13 protein-coding genes and 2 tRNA genes are annotated in these 13,859 nt (G+C 39.6%); 6 read left to right on the top strand and 9 right to left on the bottom strand.

All coding sequences use genetic code 11. The features are described 5' to 3' along the window. Positions 1 to 11 precede the first annotated feature (11 nt). The 4 genes from R2H34_RS15400 to hisB form a co-directional block, all read right to left on the bottom strand. Positions 12 to 674, bottom strand: coding sequence for a 3'-5' exonuclease (locus R2H34_RS15400; RefSeq protein WP_004909767.1), 663 nt, complete (start codon positions 672 to 674; stop codon positions 12 to 14). A gap of 93 nt (positions 675 to 767) precedes the next feature. Continuing rightward, positions 768 to 1,301, bottom strand: coding sequence for a DUF805 domain-containing protein (locus R2H34_RS15395; RefSeq protein ID WP_087540197.1), 534 nt, complete (start codon positions 1,299 to 1,301; stop codon positions 768 to 770). A 181-nt stretch (positions 1,302 to 1,482) separates the two neighbouring features. Beyond that, the gene (gene hisH, locus R2H34_RS15390; RefSeq protein ID WP_042893150.1) at positions 1,483 to 2,100 is read right to left on the bottom strand and encodes an imidazole glycerol phosphate synthase subunit HisH; all 618 of its coding nucleotides are present in this window, start codon (positions 2,098 to 2,100) and stop codon (positions 1,483 to 1,485) included. Next, positions 2,100 to 2,693, bottom strand: a complete 594-nt coding sequence (gene hisB, locus R2H34_RS15385) for an imidazoleglycerol-phosphate dehydratase HisB (RefSeq protein WP_004877928.1) — start codon at positions 2,691 to 2,693, stop codon at positions 2,100 to 2,102. Before hisB ends, hisH begins: the two co-directional genes overlap by 1 nt. A 103-nt stretch (positions 2,694 to 2,796) precedes the next feature. Here hisB and R2H34_RS15380 point away from each other — a divergent pair, with 103 nt between their 5' ends. The 4 genes from R2H34_RS15380 to R2H34_RS15365 all read left to right on the top strand — a co-directional run bounded on the left by R2H34_RS15380 (position 2,797) and on the right by R2H34_RS15365 (position 5,029). Continuing rightward, on the top strand, positions 2,797 to 3,174 hold the full coding sequence (locus R2H34_RS15380; RefSeq protein ID WP_004909759.1) for a GNAT family N-acetyltransferase: 378 nt from the start codon (positions 2,797 to 2,799) through the stop codon (positions 3,172 to 3,174). Between the two features lie 108 nt (positions 3,175 to 3,282). Further along, positions 3,283 to 3,358 (top strand) — tRNA-Phe (locus R2H34_RS15375). A gap of 139 nt (positions 3,359 to 3,497) precedes the next feature. Beyond that, positions 3,498 to 3,573 (top strand) — tRNA-Phe (locus tag R2H34_RS15370). Positions 3,574 to 3,769: 196 nt separating this feature from the next. Further along, complete coding sequence (locus R2H34_RS15365) at positions 3,770 to 5,029, top strand: OmpP1/FadL family transporter (protein WP_087540198.1); 1,260 nt, start codon at positions 3,770 to 3,772, stop codon at positions 5,027 to 5,029. 54 nt (positions 5,030 to 5,083) lie between these two features. On the opposite strand, the gene R2H34_RS15360 is transcribed toward R2H34_RS15365, so the two are convergent. The 3 genes from R2H34_RS15360 to ompR form a co-directional block, all read right to left on the bottom strand. Further along, a complete protein-coding gene (locus R2H34_RS15360) occupies positions 5,084 to 6,598 on the bottom strand; it encodes an acetyl-CoA hydrolase/transferase family protein (protein ID WP_087540200.1) in 1,515 nt (504 codons plus the stop codon). Between the two features lie 151 nt (positions 6,599 to 6,749). Further along, positions 6,750 to 8,204, bottom strand: a complete 1,455-nt coding sequence (locus R2H34_RS15355; RefSeq protein WP_004964683.1) for an ATP-binding protein — start codon at positions 8,202 to 8,204, stop codon at positions 6,750 to 6,752. A gap of 17 nt (positions 8,205 to 8,221) precedes the next feature. Beyond that, positions 8,222 to 8,986 carry a two-component system response regulator OmpR gene (gene ompR, locus R2H34_RS15350; protein WP_004657337.1) on the bottom strand — a complete coding sequence of 255 codons (765 nt, stop codon included), beginning with the start codon at positions 8,984 to 8,986 and terminating at the stop codon, positions 8,222 to 8,224. Between the two features lie 318 nt (positions 8,987 to 9,304). Between ompR and R2H34_RS15345 the strand changes: the two genes are divergently transcribed. Further along, positions 9,305 to 11,662, top strand: coding sequence for a Tex family protein (locus R2H34_RS15345; protein WP_004909754.1), 2,358 nt, complete (start codon positions 9,305 to 9,307; stop codon positions 11,660 to 11,662). 55 nt (positions 11,663 to 11,717) lie between these two features. On the opposite strand, the gene R2H34_RS15340 is transcribed toward R2H34_RS15345, so the two are convergent. Continuing rightward, positions 11,718 to 12,425: an RES family NAD+ phosphorylase gene (locus R2H34_RS15340; protein WP_318342344.1), complete on the bottom strand. Its 708-nt coding sequence runs from the start codon at positions 12,423 to 12,425 to the stop codon at positions 11,718 to 11,720. A 77-nt stretch (positions 12,426 to 12,502) separates the two neighbouring features. On the opposite strand from R2H34_RS15340, the gene R2H34_RS15335 reads away from it, so the two are divergent. Beyond that, positions 12,503 to 13,471: an IS30 family transposase gene (locus R2H34_RS15335; protein WP_014538385.1), complete on the top strand. Its 969-nt coding sequence runs from the start codon at positions 12,503 to 12,505 to the stop codon at positions 13,469 to 13,471. Here R2H34_RS15335 and R2H34_RS15330 read toward each other — a convergent pair. Further along, positions 13,462 to 13,854 (bottom strand): hypothetical protein, encoded by a 393-nt coding sequence (locus tag R2H34_RS15330; RefSeq protein ID WP_318342343.1) that lies wholly within the window; start codon positions 13,852 to 13,854, stop codon positions 13,462 to 13,464. The genes R2H34_RS15335 and R2H34_RS15330 overlap by 10 nt on opposite strands. Between the last annotated feature and the right edge of the window lie 5 nt (positions 13,855 to 13,859).

Below are 13,859 nucleotides of genomic sequence, written 5' to 3'. Positions count from 1 at the left end.
TTGATCAATCTCTAAGTCTTGGATTGAGAACCTGTGAGTATTCTTTCGATTTGTTGTTGAAGTGGTGACGTGAAACTTTGATGCTGGTAGAGATATTCAAAAATAATACGCGCGGCATAAGCATCTGCCGCAGCATAATTGATTTGCTGTTGGCTCAGGGCCTTAGTCGACCAGTTAGAAGTGCTAATTTTTTTACTTTTAGGAAAATAACGCTGAAATAACAAAGCAATTGCCGTTTGTACACCGACCTGGGTGTTATATCCAAAATTTGAAAAGCATTTTGCTAAATCGATCAGACCGTTTGGATGAATCCCTTTGCGTCTAAAACCACTGGCATCATTTTTTAAACCAAAACCAACTTTGAGTTGTTGTTCATTTTCTAAAATAGGTTTTAAGAAAGCCAATATTTCTGGATTCACCTGAAAAAGATAAGCATTTTCTAAGCTAGACAACTGGATAAGGTGAGGGCCTGTTGATTTTTCACCGACTTTGAAGGTCGGTTTGGATTCTGTATCAAAGCCGAACACTTGCACAGATTTAAGCTCAGCTTCAATTTGTAAACACTGATTAAGTGTATGGATGACATAAATTCGATCTGGATTTAAGTTTTGAAATGCAGGGAAGGTGCGTATTTGTTCTTTGCTTAAAAGCGCAGTTTGTTGTTGCATTTCCATGAAATGAGCTCAAATCTTTTCACTCAGCTTAAACCGTTTTGATCAATTGAAAAAGCCAAGTTTTCCCACTTGGCTTTGAAAAATAGACTTGGTTTATTCTGCATATCTATTCATTTGTTCCATCTGGAGCTGTTGGCTTTTTTGAATATAGTTTTGGTAAGCAGGAATTGCGGATGCTGCTATGGCTAAAATGCAGAGTGGAAGGATAATAATGTATATCCAAGCTAAGACTTTTTCCCAACCCTGAGTAATACGAGGTGAGCCATAATTATTTGCATTTTCATCACCCTTTGCACAACTCAAGTAAATAAAAAATAAGAAATTGATGAAAGGAATAATCATCACTAATGACAACCAACCTGTTTGATTTCGATCATGTAAACGGCGGATTGAGAAAATAAAGCTGAAGTAGATCATTGCAATATAAACAATGATAAAGAGTCCACCAAATACATACATCGATGAACTTGTCGTTGAAGGACTCAAAGCTGGAACAAAAAACGCTGCGATAATACCCAAAATGAATACGAAGACCACGAGTAACATATTCCAGCCTAAGTAAGAAAGTCTGCCAAAACGCCCATTTGCACTAAAACCTGAATCATTTGTTTGAAGCTGAGAAGACATATTATTTTCCTGTAGTCTCTGATTTTTAAATTTAATTTTGAAATTATCTGTTGTTTGATTTTTATTCAAAGTGTTTGCATGATATGCAAAAAATAATGAGAAATAAATAGATAAGGCAATTAAAAAAATAAAGCCAATTTAAAATTGGCTTTATTATCAGGAGCTAAACTTGTTCAAATGCTTAGATTTTCCATTCCACAAAGTTTTTTAACAACTGTAAACCAGCAGTATGACTTTTCTCTGGATGGAATTGGGTCGCGAATAAATTGTCTTTGTGAATCGCTGTGCAGAAGTTCACACCATAATCACAAGTTGCCGCTGTAACTGTAGAATCTTTTGGTTCGACATAGTAGCTATGTACGAAATAAAAACGAGCATCTTGCTCGATGTTGTTCCACATTGGATGACTTGGATCAAGTTGATGTACTTGGTTCCAACCCATGTGCGGAACTTTTAAATTCGGAATTTCAGGGAAGTGTTTGACCACACCCTCAAAAATACCCAAAGCTTCTACGCCACCATTCTCTTCAGAGCTTTGTAGCAATGCTTGCATGCCAACACAAATCGCGAGTACAGGTTTGTTAAAAGCCGCTTGACGAACGACTTCATCAATTCCTGCCTCATGCATGCCTTGCATACAGTCACGCATGGCACCTACGCCTGGGAACACGATTTTATCCGCTTTGGCAATCAGCTTAGGATCGTTAGTCACATCAACTGTTGCACCTACATGCTCTAGCGCTTTGGCTGCTGAGTGTAAGTTGCCCATGCCATAATCAAGTAAAGCAATACGCGTCATTACAAGCTACCTTTCGTTGATGCAATCATGCCTTCGGCACGAGGATCAACCTCACATGCCATACGTAAAGCACGTGCCAAAGCTTTGAATACACTTTCGATCTGGTGATGGCTATTTTTGCCTTTTAAATTGTCGATATGTAAGGTCATCAACGCATGGTTGACAAAACCTTGGAAAAATTCTGAAAATAAATCGACATCGAATGTTCCGATACGGGCGCGTGTGAATGGAATATCCATAAACAAGCCTGGACGACCAGAGAGATCAACGACAACACGCGAAAGTGCTTCATCGAGTGGTGCATAAAAATGACCGTAACGACGTAAGCCCTTTTTATCTCCTAAAGCTTGCGCAAAGGCTTGTCCCAAGGTGATTCCACAGTCTTCGACGGTATGGTGATCATCGATTTCCAAGTCACCATCGCAATGAATATCGATATCAAATAGACCATGGCGCTTGATTTGATCAATCATATGGTCTAAAAATGGAACTCCAGTGTTGAGTGTGCCTTGACCAGTACCATCGAGATTGAGACGAACTCGAATTTTTGTTTCGTTGGTATTTCTTACCACTTCACTGATACGTTGCGTCATGGACACGTTCCTCAAAAAACGTCAAAAATGATTGAATTAAAAACCAAAGTTTCGCTGTGACGAAAAAGTGACAGCATCATAGTTTGCTCAGGAGGGTTAATCAATGCCTATTACCGTACATGCTTACAGTTCACTAGAAAATCTAGGAATTCGTACCCAGCTAGAGCGACTTTATGACACCAGTCCAGAGTTTGGTGATGGGCAAGATGCAATGCAGCAACTTGAACAAGATCTACAGCAATATACCACAGTTTATACCGCTGAATTTAACACCAAAATTATAGGTGCAATCTGGGTCACAGGACAAGGTGAAAGCCGTGTTTTGGAATATATTGTTGTACATCCATCCAATCGCGGTCGCGGTGTGGCAGAACGTCTCGTTGAGGAAGTTTGCCGTATTGAGGAAGAGCAGGGCGTAAAACAGTTTGAACCTGGATGTGGCGCGATTCATCGCTGTCTATCACATCTTGGAAAAATCTAATCGCGAGCTAAATATGGGGTCTAATTGGAGTTAAATTAAACACTTAATCTAAAAATCCTTAAATTAACTTGACGGATTTTGACAAACATTGTTTAATACGCCCACTTTGGCGCGATAGCTCAGTAGGTAGAGCAACGGATTGAAAATCCGTGTGTCCCCAGTTCGATCCTGGGTCACGCCACCATAGATTCGAAATTTCAATCCCTGATCCCATCAGGGATTTTTTTTATCTGGACTTTTTTGCCTGAAAAATGGGCAATCAAATCAAAAGCTCAGGATAATTGTTGACTATTTGCTGTAGATACGGCTTAATACACGCCATTGGCGCGATAGCTCAGTAGGTAGAGCAACGGATTGAAAATCCGTGTGTCCCCAGTTCGATCCTGGGTCACGCCACCATATTCAAAAACCCCAAACTAATGTTTGGGGTTTTTTTATAGGTTAAATTATGCGTAATTCATATTTAAGTCTTTCTAAGTTCTATATTAAAAACTCTTTATGAATAAAAAGAATATGCATCTCAATTTTACTTAGTTATATGAATAAAAGAAAAACAATATACTTGCGAATATATTATTTTTGTTGAAGATAAGTTATGCAAAAGTTTATCGGGGTAGCTCTTCCAGTTGTTCTTTTATCGGGTATAGCACAGCACGCATCTGCGACTACAGGCTATTTTATGCATGGTTATGGCGTGAAAGCCCAAGGTCAAGCTGGTGCCTCTATCGCTGCATTTAACGATGCGCTCACTATAGCGAGTAATCCATCAGGTTTGAGCTGGATTGATAGCCGTGTAGATGTTGGTGCGACCCTATTTAATCCTAAACGCTCTGCTGAGATTGAGGGGAACTTAGCCGGTGCCAATGGACAATACAGCGGTAATGGTCGTGAATACTTTGTACTGCCTGAATTTGCGATCAATAAGAAAGTAAATGATAGCGTTGCTTTAGGCTTAGCGATTTATGGCAATGGTGGTATGAATACGACCTATAAACGCAATCCTTATGCTGAATTTGGTAATACAGGCGAAGCGGGTGTTGATTTATCTCAGATATTTGTCTCTCCAACGGTTGCATGGCGCTATAGTGAAAATCAATCAATCGGGATTGCGACAAATTTTCTTTATCAACGTTTTGAAGCGAAAGGAATTTCTGGTTTTGCCCCATTTTCAAATGATGGAAAAAATCTAAGCAATAAAGGTAAAGACTCTGCTACAGGGATTGGGGTGCGAGTGGGCTGGAGTGCGAAATTAAATGATGTCGTTACTGTCGGAGCAAACTATGCGTCAAAAATTGATGCAGATAAATTTGATAAGTATCGCGGTTTATTTGCTGAATCGGGTGATTTTGATGTTCCTGAGAGTTATGGGGTTGGAGCAAGCTTCAAGTTAACCCCTGCTTTGACTGTATTAGCGGATATACAGCGAATCAATTATTCGGATGTTGATTCGGTCGGTAATCCTTTTAGTTTAGCTTCTGTGATGCAAGGCAATACTTTCGGATCAGAAAAGGGACAGGGTTTCGGTTGGAAAGATATTAACGTCTATAAGTTGGGAGCAAGCTATCAAGTCAATCCACAACTCACAATGCGTGCTGGTTATAGCCATAATGATCAGCCTATCCCACAAGATCAGACTTTCTTAAATATTCTAGCACCAGGTGTGATTAAAGATCATATTAGTCTAGGTGCGACGTGGGATATTGATCGAGCGCAAGAGTTAAGCGTTGCCTATACCTATGGTTTAAAAGAAACCGTAAAAGGCAATCAATCGATCCCGACAGCATTTGGTGGGGGTGAGGCAAATCTAGAAATGGATCAACATATCTTAGGTGTATCTTACGGTTTGAAGTTCTAAATAGAAAAAGGCTGAATCAACAGATTCAGCCTTTTATTTGCTACAAAGGGAATTTTAAGCTGTTTTAGCTAAAGAACCGTTCGATAGCATATGACCTGTTTCTTCAAAATTTGCATGCCATGACAATGCTTCACGAAGAATATGAGGCGTATGTCCACCACGCTCACATGAACGATCAAAATAATCGTTTAATGCTGCTTGGTAGACTGGGTGTACACAATTATCGATAATCACACGCGCACGCTCACGCGGTGCTAAACCACGAAGGTCAGCCAAGCCTTGTTCTGTCACTAGAATATCAACATCATGTTCACAGTGATCAACATGGCTCACCATCGGCACGATCGAAGAAATATCGCCACCTTTTGCGATTGACTTGGTGACAAAGATTGCTAAGTGCGCATTACGTGCGAAATCACCTGAGCCACCGATACCATTCATCATCTTGGTACCACAAACGTGAGTTGAGTTCACATTGCCATAAATATCAAATTCGAGGGCAGTGTTGATCCCAATAATACCTAAGCGACGCACAATTTCAGGGTGATTTGAAATTTCTTGTGGACGTAAGACTAATTTATCTTTGTAGTGCTCTAGATTGCCAAATACACGCTCGCCACACTGAGCTGAAAGTGTAATTGAACTACCAGAAGCAAACTTCATTTTACCTGCATCGATCAATTCAAACGTACAGTCTTGAAGTACTTCAGAGTACATCACAAGATCTTCGAAGTTTGAATCTTTCAAACCAGTGAGAACAGCGTTTGCAATAGAACCAATACCCGCTTGTAAAGGACCTAAGTTTTTCGCTAAACGACCAGCAGCAACTTCTTTCTCAAAAAATGCAATCAAATGATTTGCAATGCCTTGAGTCTCATCATCTGGCGCTGTCACTGTTGAAGGTGAGTCAGCTGTATCGTTGAACACGATGCCGACGATTTTTGCAGGATCGATTGGAATCGCAGTAGAGCCGATACGATCATCCACTTGAGTTAAAGGCAGTGGTGTACGCGTTGGACGATAGGTTGGGATGTAAATATCGTGTAAGCCTTCAAAGTTTTCGCTGAGTGATGTGTTGATTTCTACAATCACTTTTTCCGCGAAAATTGCAAAGCTTGCAGAGTTACCAACGGATGTTGTTGGAACAATGTGACCATCTTCAGTGATTGCGACCGCTTCAATCACAGCTACATCTGGACGTTTGAGCTGCTGATTACGCATTTGCTCAACGGTTTCAGATAAATGTTGGTCAATAAACATCACTTCGCCGTTATTAATTGCACGACGTAAGGTATTGTCAACTTGGAATGGCATGCGACGTGCAAGTACACCTGCTTCCGTCAGTTGTTTGTCTAAGTCATTTCCGAGACTTGCACCAGTAATTAACGTGATTTTTAACGGATTTTTTTTAGCTTGTTCAACCAGTGCTTGAGGAACAGCTTTCGCCTCTCCTGCACGAGTAAATCCGCTCATACCAACCGTCATATCATTTTCAATAAAGCGAGCAGCCTGTTCTGCACTCATCACTTTGTCGTGTAGAGACGCAAGGCGAATACGACTTAAAGACATCATCCATTCTCAATATTGCTTTTTCATTAGATATGGATTTTAGCGCTAAAAAAGCAAAAGGGAATTGGACTACGGCTAAGGTCTAATATGTGAAATAGAAGATGATTTGCGAGCAAAAATACGAGACATTTTTGATTGGTCTCGTATTGAATTAGAAGTGTTCACTAAGTGTTTGTTTAATCTTGCTAATCGTATTTTTCTCAGTCTCTTCAACATGAGGAGTCACGATTGGTAAAGAGATCACAACTTCTAAACCACCTTGCTCACGATTGCGAATGCTAATTTTACCCTGATGAATATCCACAATACGTTTTACGATTGCAAGGCCAAGTCCGCTACCTTGAACAGTGCGCGCTGAATTACCACGTACAAAGGGTTGCATGAGTTCTTCAACTTGATCGGGTGGAATGCCTTCACCATGATCAGCAACAGTGATGAGGATGTGTTCGTCTACATGGCTTGCAGAAAGTTCAATCGGTTCGGCACCATAGCGTTTCGCATTATTGATTAAATTGGCGATCAGACGCTTTAAAGAGAGACTACGAGCAGGAATAATAGGTAAATCCTGCATTTCAAAACGTATATCTAATGGTTTGAATTGAATGACGAGTTCTTGCAGCAATGTGTTGATATTGGTATCGGTGAGTTCTTCATCCGATCCATCACGCATGTACGAAATGAATTGGTTGAGAATCGCATCCATATCATCAACATCATAAATTAGACCTTCACGAAAGAATTCATCGGGTAGCATTTCTGCAGTGAGACGAATACGCGTCAATGGTGTACGCAAATCGTGAGAAATCCCAGCCAACATAATTTGACGGTCTCGCTCAGTTTGTTCAAGCGTATAAACCATATGGTTAAAAGCTTGGTTCACCTGACGAATTTCTAAAGGCCCGTGATTAGTATCTAAATAAGGTGCTTTACCTGTTTTACTATAACTATTGGCGGCATTTTGTAATCGACGCAATGGACGATTCATTTGGCGAACTAAGGTTAAAATAATAATTGAAGATAAGATCGGTACACCAAATAACCATGTTGCAATCAGTTCAACACTGTAATTGGTATAGGTTTTTAGTGGTTCACGCACCCAGTTACCATTCATCTCTGGAGTTTGAATCCAGATACGAGGAATTGGTTTAAATTTAAAATAAACGGTGACGTTATCAACACCTAACTCTTTGGCAAGTTTGGCTTCGATTTCATCAGTAAATAATTCAGCTAGAAATTTGTCTTCAATCTTTGGAAATTCTTTAGGATCAGTGATGTATTCGATACCAATACGGTTTTTTAACCATGTATCAATATCGACTTCTGTATCACGATGCAAAATTCGAATATCAGGATTATTGACCAGCTCTAATTCAATTGCGAGATAGCGTGCATGTTGTTGTAACTCTGGCAAATACAAAGTTCGCCAGAAGAACCACAAAGACATAAATAAGCTGAAGAATACGGTGAACAGTACCAAAATAGTGGTACGCATCGCAGCGGAACGTGGTTTGATCTTATCTAAGAAACGTTCCCACTTGGTACGTGGTCGTTCAGAGTAAGATACAAACTCAGTAAAAGTTTGAGGGTCAATGGGTTCCAGTTTCAACGTTGAAATTCCTGAACTTACTCAGCACCATCTGGAACAAAAACATAGCCTACACCCCAAACGGTTTGAATATAACGAGCGCGGGCAGGGTTGTCTTCGATTAAACGGCGTAAACGAGACACTTGAACATCAATCGAACGCTCCATTGCACCCCATTCACGACCACGTGCTAAATTCATCAATTTATCGCGGGTCAAAGGTTCACGTGGATGTTGAACCAAGGCTTTTAATACAGCGAATTCACCAGTCGTCAAAGTCACGACTTGACCTTCACGAGTAAGTGTACGAGTTGAAAGATCTAAAGACCATGGTCCAAAGCTAACAACTTCAACTTGTTGGCTCGGTGCACCTGGTACTTCACGCACTTGGCGACGTAATACAGCACGAATACGAGCTAAAAGTTCATTTGGGTTAAATGGTTTCGGTAAATAATCGTCTGCGCCAGCTTCCAAACCTGCAATGCGATCAGAGTCACTTCCACGTGCCGTCAACATGATAATTGGAGTATCAATATTAGATTGGCGTAATCTGCGACAAATACTTAAGCCATCTTCGACAGGAAGCATGAAATCAAGAACGATCAACGAAAACAATTCACGTTGTAATAAACGATCCATTTGTGTCGCGTCATGAGCAGTTTTGACTACAAAACCTTTATCTTCTAAAAATCGTTGCAAAAGCGTACGCAAACGCACATCGTCATCGACCACTAAAATGCGTTCGACTCGGTCTGTCTCATGGTGTACGGTTTCCGTCGATTCAGCAGGTACAACTAAACTCATGATGTGCTCCTTTATCGTTTATTGTCATCGTAATTATGCAATGTCAGGCAGTATACGATTCATTGCACAGGTTTGGCTATGTTATAAAGCAACAAATATTGCCAATAAAATCAAGAGATAGATACCAAACATATACAGGTAAAATTATGACAATCAATCTATTTTTCAATATTTAGCTGAAAAAATCTTGGGATTTTAGAAACATTGATCAATTTGCATAATCTACTCGTAAAATTTTCAAAAAAACAATGGTGGATTTTATAGCCGTGGACTTTATAATCAGTGCTTTTAGAATTAACCCTTGTGGAATCAATCACGATGACTGACTTAGTTCAGCAGTTGGCAAATGAACTTGCCGTACGTCCAAACCAAGTAGAAGCTGCTATTCGTTTAATTGATGAAGGCGCCAGTGTTCCCTTTATTGCACGTTACCGTAAAGAAGTCACGCAAGGCTTAGACGATACTCAATTGCGTCAACTCGACACACGTTTGGCTTACCTACGTGATTTGTACGAACGTCGTGAGAAAGTGATTCAATCTTTACAAGAACAAGATAAGTTAAGTGATGATTTACTTGCACGTGTAAATGCGGCTGAAACCAAGAATGCATTAGAAGAAATTTATGCGCCGTATCGTCCAAAACGCACAAGCAAATCTTTCAAAGCGAAAGAAGCGGGTTTAGGGCCGATCGCAGAAAAGATTTTTGCTGAACAAGTTGATCCTACAGAAGCATTATCAGGCTTCAGCCATGAAGACTACCCAGATCTTGAAAGTCAGTTGGATGCGATTCAGCATATTTTAATTGATGATTGGGCGCAAAACATTGCATTAACCACTGAATTAAAACAAACTTTTTCTAAAACTGCTGTGCTAAAGAGTGCTGTGGCATCTGAAGAGAAAAAAGAAGTTGGTAAGAAATTTCGTGATTACTTTGAGTTCTCTGAAAACTTAAACAAAGTTCCTTCACACCGTTTGTTAGCGATGCTTCGTGGTCGTCAAGAAAATGTATTAGGTTTAAAAGTGGATGGTGAAGATGATGCACCATTGGCGCGTATTGAAACTGAATACAACTTAGACCAAGTACAACCACAGAGCCGTCAAGATTATTTAAAGCAAACTGCAAAATTATTCTGGCTAGGTAAGATTCGTCCGCAGATTGAACACTCATTGCTAACAGATAAGCGTCTATCTGCTGAAGCTGAAGCAATGGATGTATTTGCGGAGAACTTGCGTCATTTACTTCTATCTGCACCAGCAGGTGGACGTGTTACTTTAGGTGTTGATCCTGGTATTCGTACAGGGGTAAAACTGGCAGTGATTAGTGAAGCTGGTGATGTCCTTGCACACAGCACAATCTATCCATTTGCACCGAAAGAAGATAAAGAAGGTTCGATTGCGGAGCTTGCGCGTTTGTGCAGAGAGTTCCACGTGGAACTTATTGCTATTGGTAATGGAACAGCAAGCCGTGAAACAGAAGCAGTTGTTGCTGAAATGATGGCGGCAAATACGGATCTGAAATTAACACGTATTACTGTGAGTGAAGCAGGTGCATCTGTTTATTCTGCAAGTGAATTGGCTGCACAAGAACTTCCAGAGCTTGATGTATCTATTCGTGGTGCGGTTTCAATCGCTCGTCGTTTACAAGATCCATTAGCAGAGCTTGTAAAAATTGATCCAAAATCAATTGGTGTAGGTCAGTACCAACACGATGTAAACCAAACAGGTTTAGCAAAAACACTAGATGCAGTTGTTGAAGACTGTGTGAACGCGGTGGGTGTGGATGTCAATACAGCATCTCCAGCGATCTTGGCTTATATCGCAGGTTTAAACAAAGCGATTGCACAACAAATCGTTGAATACCGTAAAGAAAATGGACGTTTTGATAATCGTCAAGCATTGAAGAAAGTTCCACGTTTAGGCGAGCGTACTTTTGAACAATCAGCTGGTTTCTTACGTGTTCAAGATGGTTCTGAGCCATTAGATGCATCTGCTGTTCACCCTGAAAGTTATGGCTTGGTTGAGAAAATTGTTGCCGCAAAAGCAACAACTGTAAAAGACATCATTGGTAATACAGAAATTATTCGCCAAGTAAAAGCAGAAGAGTTTGTCGATGACAAATTCGGTTTGCCGACGATTCAAGACGTTTTAGCAGAATTGGAAAAACCAGGTCGTGACCCTCGTCCTGAGTTCCGTACAGCGAAGTTCCGTGAAGACATTACCGAAGTTGCACAACTCACTGAAGGTATGCAGCTTGAAGGCGTTGTAACCAATGTAACCAACTTCGGTGCATTCGTGGACGTAGGTGTACACCAAGATGGTTTAGTGCATATCTCTGAACTTGCAAATGAATTCGTTTCTGACCCACACAAAGTCGTGAAACCAGGTCAGATCGTGCAAGTTCGTGTGATGCAAGTTGATGTTGAACGTAATCGTGTGAACTTGAGTATGCGTGCTGAAGGTTCTGCGCCTACTAAAGCACCACGTCAGCAGCAGCGTCCACAGCAAGAGCGTACTGAGCGTTCAGAACGTAAGCCTCAAGGTCAACGTCCTCCACGTAAAGAGGGCGACTTTAAGCGTCCGCAAAATAACAAGCCAAAAGCTGAAAAACCGCAAGAGCAAAAAATAGGTGGTTTAGGTGCCTTGTTATTACAAGCAGGGATTAAAGGCTCTAAGTAACTGATCAAATAAATAAAAGCCTCTTCGGAGGCTTTTATTTTAAGTGATACTATTTTTATAATTCAGTATAATCAGGCTGTATGCCCATAATTCTCAATTGTTTCAAGGGTATATCAATTGGAATGTCTATTTTGTCTTGATCAAATATGACTAAGTTGTAACCGTTTCCAAAAGAGCTATTAAACATTAATCCATCAATCCCACCTAAATTTTTAAAAAACTCAGTAATGAATTGAGTTGGTATATAATCGAGATGTGAACGATTAGGCAAAACAGGTAGAGATAACTCTTTGGCGAATTGATCTAATAGATTAACTAATTTCATAATCTTATGGAAATCATCTGTAGAGCTTAAAGATATGAATGAAATATCTTTTTTAGGATCACATAAATTAATAACGTTAATATCTTGTTTGACTTTTAAATAAGCAATATAGACAGTTTGCCCGTTACTTGGACGGACTTCTGTAAGAGCCGTTTCAAGTTGTTCCGCCGTGTAGAGATAGGAAATACCATCAGGGTTTGCGCGCCCAATAGTCACCTTGTCTATTGGTGGTTTCTTCATATTTGGGTGATCAAGTGCGCTATCCGATATTCTGGCTCGGAAAAGTGTATCAGAAGTAGTAATTTCATAATTTAATTGCTCAATTACCTCTGTGAATTTCTCGAATAGGTTTCCAGTCTCAAGAAAAGCATCTCTGTATATTTCAATTTGGGGGAAGAAACGATGGCAGAGTAAAACTTGAAGTGCGACATAAACCACCTAATTAATTTAAAGGGTTTATGGAGTATATAAAATTGTCATACCATCATCTTAACTTTGAAGATCGTACTGCATTAATGCTTGAGTCAAGAAAAGAAGGCTTTTCAGCCAGAAAATTTGCTGAACTTATTAAAAGACATCCTAGTACGATCTATCGTGAGCTTAAAAGAAATAGCATCAATGACGTTTATCAAGCTCGATATGCTTCTGATAACACTTTTGCTAGACGTAGACGTGGTCACAGAAAACTCAAAATCGATTCAATCCTCTGGAAATTTATTGTTGAAGCGATCCGTTGTTTATGGTCTCCTCAGCAAATAGCAAAGCGTTTAAAGACATTTCCTGATTTGGATCAAACAATGAATGTAAGCCATACAACGATTTATTCAACGATACGAGCATTACCCAAGGGTGAGTTGAAAAAAGACTTATTATCCTGTCTACGTCATGAAAATAAAAAGCGAAAAGCTAACGGTGAACCTAAAAAAGATTCTATATTACAGGATATTAAAACTATTCATGAGCGCCCAGCCGAAGTTCAAGAAAGAAAAATACCGGGTCATTGGGAAGCTGATTTAATTAAAGGTAAAGACAATAAAAGTTCGATAGCAACACTTATTGAACGAAATACACGGCTCTGTATCTTGGCAACATTACCTGATGCAAAGGCAGAATCAGTGCGCAAGGCTTTAACTGAAGCTCTGAAATATTTACCTGCAGAACTGCGTAAAACGTTGACCTATGACCGTGGACGCGAGATGGCAGAACATAAAATACTTGAAGAAGATTTAGGCATAGATGTATATTTCTGTGACCCACATTCACCCTGGCAAAAAGGCACATGCGAAAATATGAATGGTTTAATTAGGCAATATTTACCTAAAGGGATTGATTTAAATCAGGCAGATCAGCATTATTTAAATCAAGTTGCCATGTCACTGAATACTCGTCCTAGAAAAGCGTTAGATTGGCTTACACCATTAGAGAAATTTGCTCAGCTTGTTGATTATCATAAGACTTTTCAAACTGTCGCACCTCATGTTTGAATTCGCCGATTATTATGCTTTAGTTCATATTTAAAGGCTTCCCATTCACTCTGAGTATTAGTTGGAAAGTTTTTATATTTTTTGTTAATTAACTCTTGTCTATTTTGTAGAGCATCTTCAATTATTTGCTCGTGAACTTTGCTAGTAAATAATTTGAATTCACTTGATAGGATATGGAATAAACTATAACCATCTATATGTTCTTCAAATATGTTATCAATAACTTCAATAAGTGGTGAGATTAGTGCATATAATTGATCTATGTTTATAGTACTTGCATCATTTGTTCCACAATAATGACAACGTGAAATTCTACCGATTGAGTTTATTTGTAATTTTAATGCTTTGTCTGAAAAACAGTTACTACAACATTTTTGAACCATTAGTC

Source organism: Acinetobacter sp. 16, from assembly GCF_033439925.1.
Lineage (GTDB): Bacteria > Pseudomonadota > Gammaproteobacteria > Pseudomonadales > Moraxellaceae > Acinetobacter > Acinetobacter junii.
Note: the sequence above shows the minus strand (reverse complement) of the source record. Positions and strands in the feature narration are given on the sequence as shown.

Coding starts and splice junctions, on each gene's coding strand:
- R2H34_RS15400 (WP_004909767.1), bottom strand. CDS start 674: ATGGAAATGCAACAACAAACTGCGCTTTTAAGCAAAGAACAAATACGC.
- R2H34_RS15395 (WP_087540197.1), bottom strand. CDS start 1,301: ATGTCTTCTCAGCTTCAAACAAATGATTCAGGTTTTAGTGCAAATGGG.
- hisH (WP_042893150.1), bottom strand. CDS start 2,100: ATGACGCGTATTGCTTTACTTGATTATGGCATGGGCAACTTACACTCA.
- hisB (WP_004877928.1), bottom strand. CDS start 2,693: ATGACGCAACGTATCAGTGAAGTGGTAAGAAATACCAACGAAACAAAA.
- R2H34_RS15380 (WP_004909759.1), top strand. CDS start 2,797: ATGCCTATTACCGTACATGCTTACAGTTCACTAGAAAATCTAGGAATT.
- R2H34_RS15365 (WP_087540198.1), top strand. CDS start 3,770: ATGCAAAAGTTTATCGGGGTAGCTCTTCCAGTTGTTCTTTTATCGGGT.
- R2H34_RS15360 (WP_087540200.1), bottom strand. CDS start 6,598: ATGTCTTTAAGTCGTATTCGCCTTGCGTCTCTACACGACAAAGTGATG.
- ompR (WP_004657337.1), bottom strand. CDS start 8,986: ATGAGTTTAGTTGTACCTGCTGAATCGACGGAAACCGTACACCATGAG.
- R2H34_RS15345 (WP_004909754.1), top strand. CDS start 9,305: ATGACTGACTTAGTTCAGCAGTTGGCAAATGAACTTGCCGTACGTCCA.
- R2H34_RS15335 (WP_014538385.1), top strand. CDS start 12,503: ATGCTTGAGTCAAGAAAAGAAGGCTTTTCAGCCAGAAAATTTGCTGAA.
- R2H34_RS15330 (WP_318342343.1), bottom strand. CDS start 13,854: ATGGTTCAAAAATGTTGTAGTAACTGTTTTTCAGACAAAGCATTAAAA.